The sequence below is a fragment of the Kluyvera ascorbata genome (assembly GCF_023195735.1).
GTDB classification, from domain to species: domain Bacteria; phylum Pseudomonadota; class Gammaproteobacteria; order Enterobacterales; family Enterobacteriaceae; genus Kluyvera; species Kluyvera ascorbata.
On the sequence record NZ_CP096201.1, the window covers coordinates 1,656,150 to 1,672,353 of the forward strand.

A 16,204-nucleotide genomic window follows, 5' to 3' on the forward strand; every position below is an offset into this window, starting at 1 on the left:
GTGTGAATCTAGCGATTAAGACTGCTTATATCATTTGATGGCATGCGGATATTCTGGGTAATGATGATAATGACACGATTTCTTATTATAGCTGCACTTCTGGGCGTTCTCCCTGCCGCACAGGCCTCAATTCAGGTTGGGTTCTCGCCTGAAGGATCTGCCCGTGAGCTGGTGCTGAGCACTATCGATGGCGCACAGCGGTCCATTGACATGATGGCCTACTCGTTTCAGGCCAAAGACATTGTCGACGCGCTGATTCGCGCCCAAAAACGCGGCGTGAAGGTGAGGGCGGTAATTGATAAGCGACGAAATCAGGGCGAGGTTAGCCTGAAGGCCATTGCCCGGGCGCGAGAAAACGGTATTGACGTTCGTATCGACGGCCATTATCACATTCAGCACGATAAGGTGATGATTGTTGATGGCAATACGCTGGAGACCGGGTCTTTTAACTTCGCTAAATCCGCAGAAACGGAAAATTCAGAAAACGTACTGGTGATCCGTGATGAGCCGGAGGTCATCCGTCAGTATCAGGCGCATTTTGACAGTCGCTGGGCGCTGGGTAAGCCGCAGTAAAGGCATAATCTTAAGCATGTGCAACATAAGATAAGCAAGAATGGCTTCTTTCAAACCTTTTCTCTGCTCTTATTCTTAGCTGGCTACCATACTAAAGAAATTTTTTTATTTAATTTCTTTATCTAAAATCAATTTACATTTAATTGCGATGTGAAATATTTTCACTAGGTAACTACCGCACAAGTTGCTACATTCTCGACCCTGCGAATAAAGTACTACTGAATTCGTAGTTATTAGAATGCTTGTAAAATGTTACTCATTTTCGTTAAAAATAATTGTTATATTCTCTTTAATATCTATGTGAGTTAATGATGAAATTGTATTTTATTTTGTCTTTTGCCGTTCTATTGTCTGGATGAGCCGCTCTAGTAATTCAACAATCTGGTAAACCAGCTTCTAATATAAAAACATAACAAATCTTTCCAGTTATTCATGGCTATTGATGATTGGGAGTTGATTAATTGTACTCATGGTTCTGTCAAAGAAGATAAAAATATTTAATTTGGTGATTGTATGAAGAGATTATTGATTGTTCTTTCTCTGGTTTCAATGTCTGCATTAGCAACGGTAGATTTCACCGTTGGTCAAGTAGTAGATAAAGCTGCTGATGGTTCTTACTCTGTTCATTTCTCAAATGATAATAGCGTTTGGAGTGGTGTATTAGAAAGTGATTTATCTGAACAGCAGATTAAAGACTATCAAGCAGAACAAGATAAATTAAATGCTGTTAAGTCATTACCACCTACTACCACCACTACAGTTATTACTCCACCTGTAGTCAGTGTCTTTAAAACTGTCAGAGGTGGGTATAATCAACATAATGATAATTCGTCTCATGAACATGGAACAGGCAACGGTGGTAATAATGCCGCTAATAGTAACTCTGCTCATGGTTTAGGTGGGGGTAATCATATTGGTGGTGGTTCTGCTCAGTCAGGCTCTAGAGGTCATTGGTAATGAATAAAATAACAATTGCTGTTGTTGCCACTCTGTTTTCTTTCCCTGTTGTTATGCCTAAGGCTCATGCAATTAGTGAGGGCTACAGGAATCAATTAGAAAGATCGGGGTGTACTCAGCTTAACGCAGGGGTGAGTTGTGATATTCATAAGACAGCTAAACAGAATCAACAGGCTCAAGCTAACGCTAAGATTAATTATTCATGGGGAGCCGTTAAAGCTGAATGTGAGGAAATCATAGGCATGGATAGTGGCAAACTTTACGACTATCTGATGCACAAGGGATGGAACCATACAGCCTATGGTGAGTGGTCTAAGGGTCAATACAAGATTCATTACGTGGTTGAAGGCGGGAAAGTAATTAACGCTCAATTAACTAAGTAATAGATAATTTTTCAAAAAGACTTCTATGTTTTACTTGGCTAGTACGTGGCATGATCACGATTACTCGGTTAGCGATTCACAAATGCTTATGTTCTGAATAAAACCTTCGGTAAATTTCAGGTATCGGCTCCTAAATACCGTCCGTAAGAGAAAACACTCCCTAATTTGGGGATCGTAGTTAAACAAGGTAGATCGCCATCCTATTAACGTGGGGTTAGTTTGTAATGTTGAACGTAGTTCAACCTTGCACATAGGTTGGCTACTCCAACTATTGGTGATCTACCTTTCTTCTCAACTGGAATAGATGACATATGACGATGAGTAATGTTTTTAATTTCAATATCCGGCAACGTGAGTAGAAATCGCGCTGTGAGATATGATCGTAATCCATCGAGGGAGTAAAGGGAATTGGTCGGCACGAGAGGATTTGAACCTCCGACCCCCGACACCCCATGACGGTGCGCTACCAGGCTGCGCTACGTGCCGACGCATGACAAAAATAGTACCGCTTTTATCCCCGATTGCAAGTCAGGGTTTATCAATTGATTTAAAATTAATCAATCAGTTAGCGATAAAGCGTTTTTCATCCGTCAGCACCTGCAGTAGCAAACTGAGCTGGGCTTTTTGATCCCGTTCCTTCTCGCCAGCCGCGTTCCAGGTTTTATAGTGACCGTTATGACTGAGCACTACGGTTATCGACGGCGTGGTGATAGCCAGCGTATCGTTATCTGCCGACGTCACCCAGTTATGGCGGCGCGTGGCGCTGAACAGATCCTGACCCTGCGAATATTCGTTGGCTGGTGTGCTGACGTGCAGCAATCGTTGCATCAGGGTGGTCATAATATCTTTATGATCGGTCAGCAGGTCGATGCGCTGAGCAGGGGTCCCCGGCCAGTGGATAACCAGCGGTACCTGGAGCTGGGCGCGTGACCAGTTAAAGGTACTATTCTCGTCGCTAAGCGGTACGCCGTGACCGGCGGTAATAATCACCACGGTGTCATCAAGCTTGCCGGAGTCGCGCAGTGCGTCCAGTACTTTAGCTATTTGGGTATCTACATCCGCCGCTGCCCGTGCATATTGACGGTCGTTGGCCTGCGCGTTGTTGATGGTGGTTCCGTTAAACGACACCCAAGAGAACCAGCGGTTTTCGTCCTGAGCATTGTTTTTGAGCCAGTTAGTCCACTGGTTTGCCGTCTGAGCATCGTTCTGCGATTTGCCCGGTGGCAGTGAGAAATCTGACAGCAACGCCTGGCGGTAAATCGGGCTGGTAAAGCCATCAGAAGAGAACAGCCCCAACTGGTAGCCTTGCTGGTTGAGCGCGCTAATCAACGCGGCCGGAATTCGCGCCGACAGAACACCATCCATATAGGACGGCGAAATGCCGTAGAACAAGCCAAAGATGCCGTTATCGGCAGTGTTACCCGCACTCATATGCTGCGTAAAGTTGACGTTCTCTCCCGCAAAGCGCGCCAGCGACGGCATTTGTTGTTCGAAGCGTGAATAGTTCAGGCCATCTACAGTTATCAGCAGGACGTTTTTACCGACGCCCATATCCCGATAGCGCAAATCGCTGAGCGGATACTGGACGGTCACGGCTTCCGGGTCGCCTTGTTCTACCAGACGACGCTGGTAATCCTGCGCGTCAAGCAAACCGTGCTTCTCAAGGAAGCGACGAGCAGTCATTGGATACGATAGCGGCAGGTTGGCGCGCTGCATGGTCACCGGACGATAGAAGTTCGCATCGGCCCAGATGTACATCACGTGTGAAGCGATGAACGACGCAAAGAAGAACCAGGCAACCGGGCGAGCATAGTGACGGCGGCGCGTCAGGCTACGCAGCTTCTGCCAGCTCCAGGTGGCAAACAGCATCTCGACCAGCAGAATAACCGGCACGCTGATAAACATCAGCTGCCAGTCGCGCGCGGTCTCGTTTTGATCGGGGTTGATAACCAGCTCCCATACCACCGGGTTAAGGTGCAGGTGGAAGCGGGTAAAGACCTCGCTGTCGATAAGCAGCAGCGTCATGCCGGCCGTCGCCAGAATAGCGGACAGGAAGCGCATCAGGCGCTGGGACATGACGATAAAGGTCAGCGGGAACAGAATCAGCAGATAGGCAGAGAACACCAGAAAGCTGAAGTGTCCGACAAGGCTGATATAGGAGAAAACGCGTCCAGTCAGCGTTGTCGGCCAGTCGGCGACAAACAGATAGCGGCTACCGAGCACCATGGCCAACAGCATGTTGAACAGAGCGAACCAGTGTCCCCAGCTAACCATCTGGGAGACTTTTTCTCGGTAAGGCTGACGATGTGTCACCATAAACTGTTGCTTGTACCCTTAGTGCGCAGGATCGCTGTTAATGGAAGACTGAAGCGCCTGGGCAAAAGAACGTGCGATAGCCTGGCGTTGAGCCGGAGCCACGCTGCTGTTAATCAGGTTGGTTACCATATTGCCCAGCACCATTAAAGAAAGGTCGGTTGGGGCTTTATGTTCTTCCAGCACGTTGGCGAGCTCGCTCAGCAGCTTTTCAACGTGTTCATCACTATAGCGGGATTGTTGTGGCATAAATCGAAATCTGTCTATTCATTAAAGGGCAGTATATTACCGTAGCAGCAGCATTTTTTCCGCTTTTTTTCAGCGTAACGCGTTATCCTTTCGCCATTATGCTGCCGCGAGGGCGGTAATGTGTGAGTTGCACTGTCGCATCGGGGGTGGTTGAATACACCCGATCTTAAAGGAGAGTTTAACATGAGTCTGGATATCGACCAGATTGCTTTGCATCAGCTCATCAAACGCGATGAGCAAAACCTGGATGTGGTCCTGCGCGACACGCTGCTGGAGCCGACTGCACCGGTTGAAGAAATGATGGCCGAGCTGCATCGGGTGTACAGCGCGAAGAACAAAGCCTACGGCCTGTTTACCGAAGAGAGCGAACTGGCGCAGGCCTTAAAGCTGCAGCGTCAGGGCGAAGAGGATTTCCTCGCCTTCAGCCGCGCGGCCACCGGTCGTCTTCGCGACGAGCTGGCGAAATATCCGTTTGCCGATGGCGGCATTGTGCTGTTCTGTCACTATCGCTACCTGGCGGTGGAATACCTGCTGGTGGCGGTGCTGAATAACCTCAGCAGCATGCGCGTCAACGAAGAGCTGGATATCAGCGCGACCCATTATCTCGACATCAACCATGCCGATATTGTCGCGCGTATTGATTTGACCGAGTGGGAAACTAACCCGGAATCGACCCGTTACCTGACCTTCCTGAAAGGGCGAGTTGGGCGCAAGGTTGCTGATTTCTTCATGGACTTCCTCGGCGCGAGCGAAGGCCTGAACGCGAAGGTGCAAAACCGTGGCCTGCTGCAGGCGCTGGACGATTTTGCCGCCGAAGCGCAGCTCGACAAGAACGAGCGTCAGAACGTGCGTCAGCAGGTTTACTCCTACTGCAACGAACAGCTGCAAGCCGGTGAAGAGATTGAGCTGGAATCGCTGTCGAAAGAACTGTCTGGCGTGAGCGAGGTGAGCTTCAGCGAATTTACCGCAGAAAAAGGCTACGAGCTGGAAGAGAGCTTCCCGGCGGATCGCAGCACGCTGCGTCAGCTGACGAAGTTTGCCGGTAGCGGCGGTGGGTTAACCATTAACTTCGATGCCATGCTGCTCGGTGAGCGCATTTACTGGGATCCGGCGACCGACACGCTGACTATCAAAGGCACGCCGCCAAACCTGCGTGACCAGCTGCAGCGCCGGACTTCCGGCAAAAGCTAAAGCCATCCCCCTTCAAGCCCGCTCATCCTCGAGCGGGCTTTGTCTATCCGTATTAGCGCCAGTTTTGAGTGACACTCCTCTCATTTTCTGTATCGATGTTTTTTCATCCAGGTTAAAACTTGAGCTGACTCTCAGTTAACACGCAATGAAATAAATGAAAATACGTTTCATTTTAAATGCAAAAATATTTTGATTTTATAAATGGAGAGCCATCCCTACTCAGGAGGGCTCAAGGACGCGGCAGCTGGGTGCCGCGAATTACTGAGAGGAATAATAACAAGATGCACAATACCTTCAGACACTCCCGACTGGCGATGGCAACCACAATGATGCTCGTGGGCGTATTAAACGGCTGTGACGATAGCCAGGCTGCTCAGGCGAAGGCGTCAGCGGCGCCACAAAACGTCCAGTCGCCGGTGCTCTCCGTTGACGATGACAGCGTGGTGCTGGTGTGGGAAAAACCGCTTCAGGAGGCGGACAAGGTGGTGGACTATCATGTCTATCGCGACGGTGAGCTGCTGGGCAGCGCGCGCGACAATCAGGACAAATTTTCCCCCGCTAAACCTTATATCGATAACTTCTACCAGACGCTGGATAACGATCATTGGCAGCAGAAGGTTGATTTGCGAAGCTTCACCGTCGAGGGGTTGAAAGCCGATACCGACTATCAGTTTACCGTTCGCGCGGTCTATTCGGACGGTAACGAGTCCGCCGATAGCGCGCCGATTTCTCTGCGCACCACCAGGGTGCCGCACGTGGTGGATGCCAAAGCGGCAGGTGCCGTCGGCGACGGGGCAACGCTTGATACCGCCGCGCTGCAAAAAGCGATTGATAGCTGTACGCTGGCGCAGTATCCGCAAGGCTGCAAAGTGAGCGTGCGCGGCGGCGTGTTTAAAACCGGCGCGCTGTTCTTACACAGCGATATGACGCTGGAGATTGCTGAAGATGCGACGCTGCTGGGCTCGGATGACCCGGCGCAGTACCCGATGGACAAAGGCTATTTTCTTTACCCCTATACTGATAATCCGCTGCCGAAGCGCCCACCGTCGTTGATTAACGCGCTGGAAGCGAACGATAAGGGTAACTCTCACGCCGGTACTTTCCGTAATATTCGCATTGTGGGTAAAGGGTCCATCGACGGTAATGGCTGGACGCGGGGCGTGAAGCACGGCGGGGCAGAATTTATCGTTGATGAAGCCGGTAATGCGCTGCCGCAGTACCGCGCCAGCAACGCCAATAAGGTGGGCGAAGACGGTATTCTGGCGAAGCATCAGACCGAGCTGGCGGTATCTGAAGGGATGAACCGCGACAGCGCCTACAAAAACCGCCGTTCCAGCCTGATGACGCTGCGCGGCGTCAGCAATCTTTATATCGAAGGGCTGACCATCCTCAACCCGGCATTTCACGGGGTCATGGTGCTGGAGTCGGAAAACATCGCGCTGAATGCGCTTAGCCACAAGACCTTTGACGGCAATAACGCCGATGGTATTGAGCTGGGTAACAGCCAGAATGCCCTTGTCTTCAATAACTTCTTTGATACCGGCGACGACGGGATGAACTTTGCCGCAGGCTACGGCAAGGGCGTAGAAACCTTTGGGCAGAAACCGCAGAGCGGGGCGTGGATATTCAATAACTACTTCCGCAAGGGGCACGGTGCCGTGGTGACCGGTAGCCATACCGGCGCCTGGATCGAGAAAGTTAAAGCGGAAGATAACGTTATGTATCTGACCGATATCGGTCTGCGGATGAAAAGTCGCCCGTATTACGGCGGCGGCGCGCGTGATGTTGTGTTCCGCAATAACGCGATGAAAGATCTGGCGAAAGAGCCGTTTATCTTCACCATCAAGTACAGCGCTGACGTTAACGACGCCACCCCAGCCACCGAGCCTCCTCAATTCCGCAATGTGACCGTCGAGAACGTCACCGTTGATGGCACGGCGGCGAAGAAAAGCATTCTGGTGGATGGCATGACGGTGCAGGAGATGACGGCGGCATACGGCATTACCTACCCGCGCGATGCCTATCATCAGAATCTGGCGTTCAGCAATGTGAAGTTTCGCAACGTGCAGGCGAGCAAAATCACCTTCCTGCATGACAGTCAGTTTACGCACGTCACGTTTGACAATACGGAGCACGCCTGGAATTTTGCGCAGGTGAGCGGTATTACGCTTTCAGACAGCGTGAATAATGAGGTGATAACGGCGGCAGGGAAGGAGACGGTGGTGCGGGAGGCGGCGAAGCAGTAAAAAAAAAACGGCTCCGCAAGGAGCCGTTCTTTCGTCACGAAGACTTGTCGGCGATTAAGCGCGAACGAAGTCGATGTGAGCCAGTTTTGGCTTGAACGGGTGACGCTGCACCGCCTGAGCCTTAACTTTTTCTTCTTTACCATCAACAACGATGGTCAGAACTTCGCTGTAGAATTCAGCGTTGATCTGCAGGTTCCACAGCTTGTCGTGATCCAGTTCGATAGCAACCGGAGCTGCTTCGCCACCATAAATGATAGCTGGGAACTTGTTAGCTGCGCGCAGGCGGCGGCTCGCACCCTTACCCTGCTCTTTACGTGCTTCTGCATTAATAGTAAACATTGATAGCTCTCTTAATTAATCCTGCTACAGGCGACCCAGCAGCAGGCAAATGATCTGCTTCACGGATGTGAAAGCGGGCGGCATTATAGCCGCCTATTGCCTTACGGGCAATGAAAACCTCACCTTCAGTTGGCCGTTAAGCGCAGCCGCAGACTGTCCGGATACGGCGAAAAATAACGTTGCGTCAGCAGGTAATCATCCGGGTGCTCGGCCAGGTAGTGCTTCAGCAGCGTCAGCGGCGCGAGAATGGGCAGGTGCCCGGCGTGATAGTTGACGATAACGTCGCGAAGCTCCGCACGCTGGCGGTCGTTGAGCTGTTTACGGAAATAGCCCTGAATATGCATCAGCACGTTGGTGTGATTTTTACGTGAAGCAGGGTGGCGCAGAATTGCCATCAGCTTGTCGCGGTAGGCGACAAAAAAGGCCTCCAGGTCCTGCCATTCATGCAGATGGGCGATAAACGGGCCAATTTCACGATAGCCCGGCTGGTTATGAGCCAGCAGATGCAGCTTATAGCGGCTATGAAAGGCCAGCAGGGCCTGACGAGTTAATCCCGCGTCCCGCAGCGTATTGAGCTCGTGCAGCGCAAATATCCGCGCCACAAAGTTTTCACGCAGCACCGGGTCGTGTAACCGGCCATCTTCTTCCACCGGCAGCCACGGGTAGCGCGCCTGTAGCGCTGCGGTAAACAGGCCAACGCCTTCCTTCGCGCCGCGATTACCGCGCTCATCGTACAGCCGTACCCGTTCCATCCCGCAGCTTGGGGATTTTGCACAGACAATAAAACCGGCGAAGTGCGCCGCGCCAGGCAGCACCTCCTCGGCAAAATGGTGCATCTTATCGGTGAGGTCGTTATCCAGGTCCTGACTCATGCGCACGCGGGTATCGCCATTGGCGGTCTTAATCAGACGCAGCGCAGGGCGCGGCGTAGGCAGGCCAATGCCCATTTCCGGGCAGACGGGTTTGAATGTCACCCAGTCGGCGAGCTCATCCATAATAAAGCCCATCCGCTTATGCCCGCCGTCAAAGCGAACGGCAGCACCGGTCAGGCAGCCGCTGATGCCGAGTATCGGTTTGTCGTTCATATTATTGTCCTGTTTGTCGTGGGCCATAGTTCAAGCATAGGTTCTCCCGCTTCTGACCGCGTAGGTTTTTATCCTCTACACTTAACCCATTATTGTCAAAAGGGAGATGTCGCATGAAGCTATGGCCCGTTGTCACCGGTGTCGCTATTTCGCTGGCTCTGGTAGCCTGCCGTTCACCGACGCCGCCGAAAGGGGTGACGCCAATTAGCCACTTTGATGCCAGTCGCTATCTGGGAAAATGGTATGAAATCGCCCGTCTGGATAACCGCTTTGAACGCGGTCTGGAGCAGGTGACCGCGACCTATGGCAAACGCAAGGATGGCGGTATCAGCGTGTTGAACCGCGGGTTTGACCCGGTGCGAGGCGAGTGGAAAGAGAGCGAAGGGAAGGCGTACTTCACCGGCGAGCAGAACGTTGCCGCGCTGAAGGTCTCCTTCTTTGGCCCTTTCTACGGCGGCTATAACGTCATTGCGTTGGATGATGACTACCAGTACGCGCTGGTCAGTGGACCGAACCGCGACTACCTGTGGATTTTATCGCGCACGCCAACGCTGCCGCCGCAGGTACAGCAAAACTACCTGACCATCGCCCGCGGGCTTGGGTTTGCCGTCGACGACTTGCTGTGGGTGAAGCAGACGCGCGGCTAGCGTAGCTCGTTAGCCCGGCGATACCGGCCTTCATAGTCGAACACTTTTTCGCGCACCTGCCAGTAGACGCCTTTCTTACGGGCAACGACAAAATCCGGTGCGCGGAGCAGCGCCTGCTGAGCGATAATATCGCCCGGCGTTATCCAGCGCAGCGGTACACCAGGCGTGCGGGTATGTGGGCGGATAAACAGCTGCTCGAACGCCGTTTTCTGCGCGGGCGTGTGCAGACGGAAGCGCTCACTCACATCTGCGCCGTCTTCGTCGTAATAGGTGATTTTGAGCCAGCCGCCTTTTTCGTCCATGCCGTCCTGTAGCACCATGCCGCTACAGCGCAACACCAGCGCGTCTTTGAGCTTCAGCGCCGCTTTCAGCATATCGTCGGGGTCAACCAGCACCGTGTCGCACTCGCGACAGCGGCGGGCGGCGATATCGTTTTCGGCATTACACTGCGGACAGTTTTTAAAGCGGAAGCGGTAGTCGCACTGCTCGCGATGGCCTTCATCATCCTCCAGCCAGCCCTGACAGCGTCGGCCAAAGTGCTCAATAATAGTGCCGTCAGAGGTGGTTTTCCCCCAGAAGGTATTGGCAAATCCGCAGCCGGGGCAGAAGACCTGCACCGGCACGTTATCGCTCTTGCCTTTTGGCGAACCCACTTCCGGCGTGTAGAGGTCGTGCGGGTTTCCGGCGTAGTCGAGAATAAGACAGTCCGTTTTCCCCGGCGCCAGACGTAGGCCACGGCCCACAATTTGTTGATACAGGCTGATGGACTCAGTCGGGCGCAGAATCGCAATCAGATCGACGTGCGGGGCATCGAAACCGGTGGTCAGGACGGCGACGTTAACCAGATAACGGAACTGCTGATTTTTAAAGGCCTCAATCAGTTCATCGCGCTGCGGGCCGGGGGTTTCACCGGTAATTAGCGCGGCGTCATCGGCGGGCAGCAGGCCGGTAATTTCACGGGCGTGCTCGACGGTGGCGGCAAAAATCATCACCCCTTTGCGCGTCTGCGCAAACTCCTCAATCTGGCTGATGATATGCGGCGTAATACGCTGTTGCTGCTTGAGTTCACGGTTGAGGTCAGACTCACTAAATAACCCGTTGCTGTTGGCCTGCAGGCGGCTGAAATCGTACTGCACCACGGGCATATCCAGCCGTTCTGGTGGCGTCAGGTAGCCGTGCTTAATCATGTAGCGCAGCGGTAACTCATAGATGCAGTCGCGGAACAGCGCTTTCTCGTCGCCGCGCACCATGCCGTGGTAGTGGAACTGGTAAATCCAGCCTTTGCCCAGACGGAAGGGCGTGGCCGTGAGGCCAAGCAGGCGGATGTGAGGGTTCACTTTTCCCAGATGAGTGAGGATTTGCTGGTACTGGCTGTCGTCGTCATCGCTGATGCGGTGGCACTCATCAACAATCAGCAACGAAAACTCGCCCTGGAAATGGTCAAGATTCCGCGCCACAGACTGTACGCTGCCGAAGACCACCTTGCCGTGGCTCTCTTTACGCTTCAGCCCGGCAGCATAAATATCGGCCTCCAGCCCCAGCGCGCAGTATTTCGCGTGGTTCTGGGCAACCAGCTCTTTGACGTGCGCCAGCACCAGCACGCGACCACGCGCCAGCCGTGCCAGTTCGGCGATAACCAGGCTTTTCCCGGCGCCGGTGGGCAAAACGATCACCGCAGGTTGGGTATGACGACGGAAGTAGGTCAGGGTCGCGTCAACCGCTTCCTGCTGATAGGGGCGAAGTGTAAAAGTCATTGGCGTGATGATTGTCCTTAATAGCCAAATAGTATGCCATGAATCTTTTCACTTGAGTGGGATAACAAGCCCGTTATACTTACAGATTGTTATACTCGTCGTCTTTCCCGTTATCGGTGTTTTTTGCCCGATGGCTGGATATCCAACGAGTCGATTACCCCATTTTTCGGACGTTTCGTCCGGCACCCGGCACTATTACAGGCTAAAAATACTTCATGCGACTTGATAAGTTTATCGCTCAGCAACTCGGCGTCAGCCGTGCTATTGCCGGGCGTTTGATCCGCGGCCACCACGTGACCATCGATGACGAAGTGGTGCGCGACACCGCATTTAAACTGCTACCAGAACACGCCGTAGCCTACGAAGGCAACACGCTGACCCAGCAGAATGGCCCGCGTTATTTCATGCTGAACAAGCCGCAAGGTTATGTTTGCTCCACCGAAGACCCGGATCACCCAACGGTGCTCTATTTTCTGGATGAGCCCGTGGCCTATAAGCTGCATGCCGCAGGGCGTTTAGACATTGATACCACCGGTCTGGTGCTGATGACCGATGATGGTCAGTGGTCTCACCGCATCACCTCACCGCGCCATCATTGCGAAAAAACCTACCTGGTGACGCTGGAAAACCCGCTGAGTGCAGACACTGCTGAACAGTTCGCAAAAGGCGTACAGCTGCACAACGAGAAAGATCTCACCAAGCCTGCCGTGCTGGAAGAGATTACGCCGACCGAAGTGCGTCTGACCATCAGCGAAGGCCGTTATCATCAGGTGAAACGCATGTTTGCCGCCGTGGGTAACCGCGTGGTTGGGCTGCATCGCGAACGCATCGGTGAGATTGCGCTCGACCCTACACTGGAACCGGGCGAATACCGTCCGTTAACGGAAGAAGAAATTGCCAGCGTTGGCGCGCCCGAGCGCTAACCAATAACCGAGGTAGATTGTGACGTCCAGGCCGCGCTCGTCGTTAAAAATTGTGTTTATTCTTGGCCTCCTGGCCATGTTAATGCCGTTATCGATCGATATGTACCTTCCGGCGCTGCCGGTCATTTCGGAACAGTTTGGCGTGCCGGCAGGCAGCGCGCAGATGACCCTGAGTACCTATATTCTGGGGTTTGCGCTGGGCCAGCTGTTGTATGGTCCGATGGCCGACAGCCTCGGACGTAAGCCGGTTATTCTGGGCGGAACGCTTATCTTTGCGGCGGCGGCGGTGGCCTGTGCCCTGGCGCCGACCATCGATTATCTGATTATCACGCGTTTCTTCCACGGCCTGGCGGCTGCGGCGGCAAGCGTGGTTATCAACGCTCTGATGCGAGATATCTACCCGAAGGAAGAGTTCTCCCGCATGATGTCGTTTGTCATGCTGGTGACCACCATTGCCCCATTGGTGGCGCCGATGGTAGGTGGCGCGGTGTTGGTCTGGTTTAGCTGGCACGCGATCTTCTGGATCCTGGCGGCAGCGGCGCTGCTTGCTTCAGCCGCGATCTGCTTCTTTATTGATGAAACACTGCCGGTAGAAAAACGTCAGCCGTTTCGTCTGAGCACCACGCTTGGCAATTTTGCGTCGCTGTTTCGTCACAAGCGGGTGCTTTCTTACATGCTGGCCAGCGGTTTCAGCTTTGCCGCGATGTTCTCGTTCCTGAGCGCCGGTCCGTTTGTGTACATCGAGCTTAACCACGTGTCGCCGCAGCACTTCGGTTATTACTTCGCGCTGAACATTGTGTTCCTCTTTATTACCACCACCATTAACAGCCGCTTTGTCCGTCGGGTAGGGGCGCTGTGGATGTTCCGTGCCGGGCTGACGGTGCAGTTTGTCATGGCAATCTGGATGGTGGTTTGCGCGCTATTGGACGTTGGCTTCTGGTCGCTGGTGCTGGGCATTGCGGTGTTTGTTGGCTGCGTGTCGATGGTGTCTTCCAATGCGATGGCGGTGATCCTCGACGAGTTCCCGCACATGGCGGGGACAGCATCTTCGCTGGCAGGGACGTTCCGCTTTGGCATCGGGGCTATTATTGGCGCGCTGTTGTCGTTTGCGACCTTTACCACCGCTTGGCCGATGCTGATTTCCATCGCGTTTTGCGCGACCTGCTCAATGCTCTTCTACCTCTACGCCAGTAGACCCCGCAAAACCGTACGCAGAATATAATGCGGTAGGCCGGATGGCGCTGCGCCTATCCGGCCTACTACCCACTATTCATCCGCGTAAAAACGCGCACTAATCATCCTTTCGGAGGGCGAAATGCGCGCCTTTGTTGATACACATCAACAGAAATTGCATTCCTGATAGGGCGCAATGTTTCTTTTATGTAAAATCCATTTATGTAAATAGTCACATTGTTGTAGATAAAAAGGTTGCGTTAGATCACAGATACGGGTACATATAGCGCGAAAACGCATCAGTGCACCGAACTATGTCGTAAGAAGAATGTTGAATGATGGCGTTTTTTTTCTGGATGCAGGACGATTTGTCAACAATGTGTTAATATGGATGTGAAATAATTGTGAAGCAGTTGCTTCCGGGGAAAAGAACGTAATGACATTACAGCTATCTATCGTACATCGACTGCCGCAGGACTATCGTTGGTCTGCGGGTTTTGCAGGTTCGAAAGTTGAACCGATTCCGCAAAATGATGCGTCCAGCGACAATACGCTGGTGGCGCTCAAATTGCTGAGCCCGGACGGCGATAGCGCCTGGCCGGTGATGCATTCCCTTAGCCAGGCGTTAACCGATATCTCCGTTGATTGCTCAGTGCTTGAGTGCGAAGGGGAGCCGTGCCTGTTTGTGAAACGTCAGGATGAGTTTGCAGCGACCTGTCGCCTGAAAAATTTTGGCGTTGCTATTGCCGAGCCGTTTTCAGGTAACAACCCATTCTAATCGTCAGCTCAGAGCAATGAGCTGACGCGTGTATTCCTGCTGCGGTGCTGAAAAGACGCGCCTGCATTCTCCCTGCTCGATCACTTCTCCCTGACGTAATACCATCACCTGGTGGCACAACGAACGCACAACGTGCAGATCGTGGCTGATAAAGATATAGGTCAGCTGATGCTTTTCCTGTAATGCCTTAAGCAGCGTCAGAATTTGCGCCTGAACGGTGCGGTCGAGCGAAGACGTGGGTTCGTCCAGCACGATGAGTTCAGGTTGTAGGATGAGCGCCCGCGCGATAGCGATACGCTGCCGCTGGCCGCCGGAAAAGGCTGACGGGTAGCGCTGTCGGGTTTCGGGATCGAGTCCCACTTCACTCATCGCGTCAATCACCTTCTGTTCGCGTTCCGCTGCGTTCAGCGAAGAGTGATGTACCCGCAACCCTTCTTCGATAATTTGCTGTGCGGTCAGCCGTGGGTTGAGCGACGAGTTGGGATCCTGGAATACCACCTGGATGCGACGACGCAGCGGCAGCATCTGCTGACGGCTACGCCCCTGAATCACCTCGCCGGCAAAGCGAATATCGCCCTCAGAGCCGATAAGGCGCAGCAGCGCCAGCCCGGTAGTGCTCTTACCGGAACCGGATTCACCGACCAATCCCAGCGTTTCGCCTTTGCGCAGCGTAAAGCTCAGACTGTTAACCACCTTATTGTGGCTGACGACCCGCCGCAGAATGCCCTTGCGGATAGGAAACGCGACGCTGAGCTGGTTGACCTCAAGCAACGGCACGGCGTCCGGCGGCAAAGGCACCGGGTCGCCTGCGGGCTCGCTGTCCAGCAGTTTTCGGGTGTAAGGATGCTGCGGTGCGGCGAAAAGCGCGGTGGCGTTGTTCTGCTCCACGCAGCGGCCCTGCTGCATGACCGCCACCCGGTCGGCCAGCTTGCGTACGATACTGAGGTTATGAGTGATAAACAGCAGCCCCATATTGAGTTCGGTACGCAGCTCTCGCAGCAGCTGCAGGATTTGCGCCTGCACCGACACATCGAGCGCCGTGGTGGGCTCATCGGCAATCAAGAGCTCCGGGCGAGTCAGTAGCGCCATGGCGATCATCACGCGCTGGCGCTCGCCGCCAGAGAGCTGATGCGGATAGTCAGCCAGCCGTTTAGCCGCGTTGCGAATGCCCACGCGGTCCAGACAGTCGAGGATCTCCCCGCGCGCGGCCTCTTTACGCATTCCCCGGTGCAAGGAGAGCACTTCATAAAGCTGCTTTTCCAGATTATGCAGCGGGTTCAGCGACACCATGGGCTCCTGGAAAATCATCGCAATACGGTTACCGCGCACGCTGCGCAGCGTCTGCGGGCTGGCGTGCAGCAATGATTCCCCGGCAAAGCGGATATCGCCGGTAGGGTAGCTGACCGGCGGCTCTGGCAGCAGGCGAAGAATCGATAGCGCCGAAACGCTTTTCCCCGAACCGGACTCTCCAACCAGCGCTAGCGTCTCACCGGCATTCAGTGACAGCGATAGCCCATCAACGACGGTGGTAGTGACGCCCTGCTGGTGAAAGGCAATAGAGAGGTTGTCGATTTCCAGAAGTGGTTTCTGCAT

15 protein-coding genes and 1 tRNA gene are annotated in these 16,204 nt (G+C 53.5%); 9 read left to right on the plus strand and 7 right to left on the minus strand.

The genetic code is table 11. From position 1 onward, the window contains the following. Positions 1-63 precede the first annotated feature (63 nt). From MY052_RS07835 to MY052_RS07845, 3 genes are all read left to right on the plus strand, one after another. Positions 64-573: a phospholipase D family nuclease gene (locus MY052_RS07835; RefSeq protein ID WP_420828640.1), complete on the plus strand. Its 510-nt coding sequence runs from the start codon at positions 64-66 to the stop codon at positions 571-573. Positions 574-1,086: 513 nt separating this feature from the next. Beyond that, positions 1,087-1,530: a hypothetical protein gene (locus tag MY052_RS07840; RefSeq protein ID WP_115073862.1), complete on the plus strand. Its 444-nt coding sequence runs from the start codon at positions 1,087-1,089 to the stop codon at positions 1,528-1,530. Next, entirely contained in the window at positions 1,530-1,913 is a 384-nt protein-coding gene (locus MY052_RS07845; protein ID WP_415968904.1) for a hypothetical protein, read from the plus strand. The genes MY052_RS07840 and MY052_RS07845 overlap by 1 nt, the downstream gene beginning before the upstream one ends. A 409-nt stretch (positions 1,914-2,322) precedes the next feature. Here the strand turns inward: MY052_RS07845 and MY052_RS07850 are convergent. From MY052_RS07850 to MY052_RS07860, 3 genes are all read right to left on the minus strand, one after another. Then, positions 2,323-2,399 (minus strand) — tRNA-Pro (locus MY052_RS07850). Between the two features lie 75 nt (positions 2,400-2,474). Beyond that, positions 2,475-4,229 carry an LPS biosynthesis-modulating metalloenzyme YejM gene (gene yejM / locus MY052_RS07855; RefSeq protein WP_248538503.1) on the minus strand — a complete coding sequence of 585 codons (1,755 nt, stop codon included), beginning with the start codon at positions 4,227-4,229 and terminating at the stop codon, positions 2,475-2,477. An 18-nt stretch (positions 4,230-4,247) separates the two neighbouring features. Then, on the minus strand, positions 4,248-4,475 hold the full coding sequence (locus tag MY052_RS07860) for a YejL family protein (protein WP_035892650.1): 228 nt from the start codon (positions 4,473-4,475) through the stop codon (positions 4,248-4,250). A 183-nt stretch (positions 4,476-4,658) separates the two neighbouring features. Here MY052_RS07860 and yejK point away from each other — a divergent pair, with 183 nt between their 5' ends. Both yejK and MY052_RS07870 read left to right on the plus strand, forming a co-directional pair. Continuing rightward, positions 4,659-5,666 carry a nucleoid-associated protein YejK gene (gene yejK, locus MY052_RS07865; RefSeq protein WP_035892652.1) on the plus strand — a complete coding sequence of 336 codons (1,008 nt, stop codon included), beginning with the start codon at positions 4,659-4,661 and terminating at the stop codon, positions 5,664-5,666. 281 nt (positions 5,667-5,947) lie between these two features. Beyond that, positions 5,948-7,912 carry a glycosyl hydrolase family 28 protein gene (locus MY052_RS07870; protein WP_248538504.1) on the plus strand — a complete coding sequence of 655 codons (1,965 nt, stop codon included), beginning with the start codon at positions 5,948-5,950 and terminating at the stop codon, positions 7,910-7,912. 54 nt (positions 7,913-7,966) lie between these two features. Here the strand turns inward: MY052_RS07870 and rplY are convergent, their stop codons facing one another. Next, positions 7,967-8,251, minus strand: coding sequence for a 50S ribosomal protein L25 (gene rplY, locus MY052_RS07875; protein ID WP_035892654.1), 285 nt, complete (start codon positions 8,249-8,251; stop codon positions 7,967-7,969). 125 nt (positions 8,252-8,376) lie between these two features. Next, positions 8,377-9,336, minus strand: a complete 960-nt coding sequence (locus MY052_RS07880; RefSeq protein ID WP_248538505.1) for a YbgA family protein — start codon at positions 9,334-9,336, stop codon at positions 8,377-8,379. A 113-nt stretch (positions 9,337-9,449) separates the two neighbouring features. Between MY052_RS07880 and MY052_RS07885 the strand changes: the two genes are divergently transcribed. After that, positions 9,450-9,983, plus strand: coding sequence for a lipocalin family protein (locus MY052_RS07885; protein WP_035892656.1), 534 nt, complete (start codon positions 9,450-9,452; stop codon positions 9,981-9,983). Here the strand turns inward: MY052_RS07885 and radD are convergent. Beyond that, complete coding sequence (gene radD, locus MY052_RS07890; RefSeq protein WP_035892657.1) at positions 9,980-11,737, minus strand: DNA repair helicase RadD; 1,758 nt, start codon at positions 11,735-11,737, stop codon at positions 9,980-9,982. The genes MY052_RS07885 and radD overlap by 4 nt on opposite strands. Positions 11,738-11,952: 215 nt before the next feature. Here radD and rsuA point away from each other — a divergent pair, with 215 nt between their 5' ends. From rsuA to MY052_RS07905, 3 genes are all read left to right on the plus strand, one after another. Continuing rightward, entirely contained in the window at positions 11,953-12,660 is a 708-nt protein-coding gene (rsuA, locus tag MY052_RS07895; RefSeq protein ID WP_248538506.1) for a 16S rRNA pseudouridine(516) synthase RsuA, read from the plus strand. Between the two features lie 19 nt (positions 12,661-12,679). Further along, complete coding sequence (locus MY052_RS07900; RefSeq protein ID WP_248538507.1) at positions 12,680-13,882, plus strand: Bcr/CflA family multidrug efflux MFS transporter; 1,203 nt, start codon at positions 12,680-12,682, stop codon at positions 13,880-13,882. Between the two features lie 387 nt (positions 13,883-14,269). After that, complete coding sequence (locus MY052_RS07905) at positions 14,270-14,611, plus strand: YejG family protein (protein WP_035892661.1); 342 nt, start codon at positions 14,270-14,272, stop codon at positions 14,609-14,611. Positions 14,612-14,614: 3 nt separating this feature from the next. On the opposite strand, the gene yejF is transcribed toward MY052_RS07905, so the two are convergent. Next, positions 14,615-16,204: a microcin C ABC transporter ATP-binding protein YejF gene (yejF, locus tag MY052_RS07910; RefSeq protein WP_248538508.1), complete on the minus strand. Its 1,590-nt coding sequence runs from the start codon at positions 16,202-16,204 to the stop codon at positions 14,615-14,617.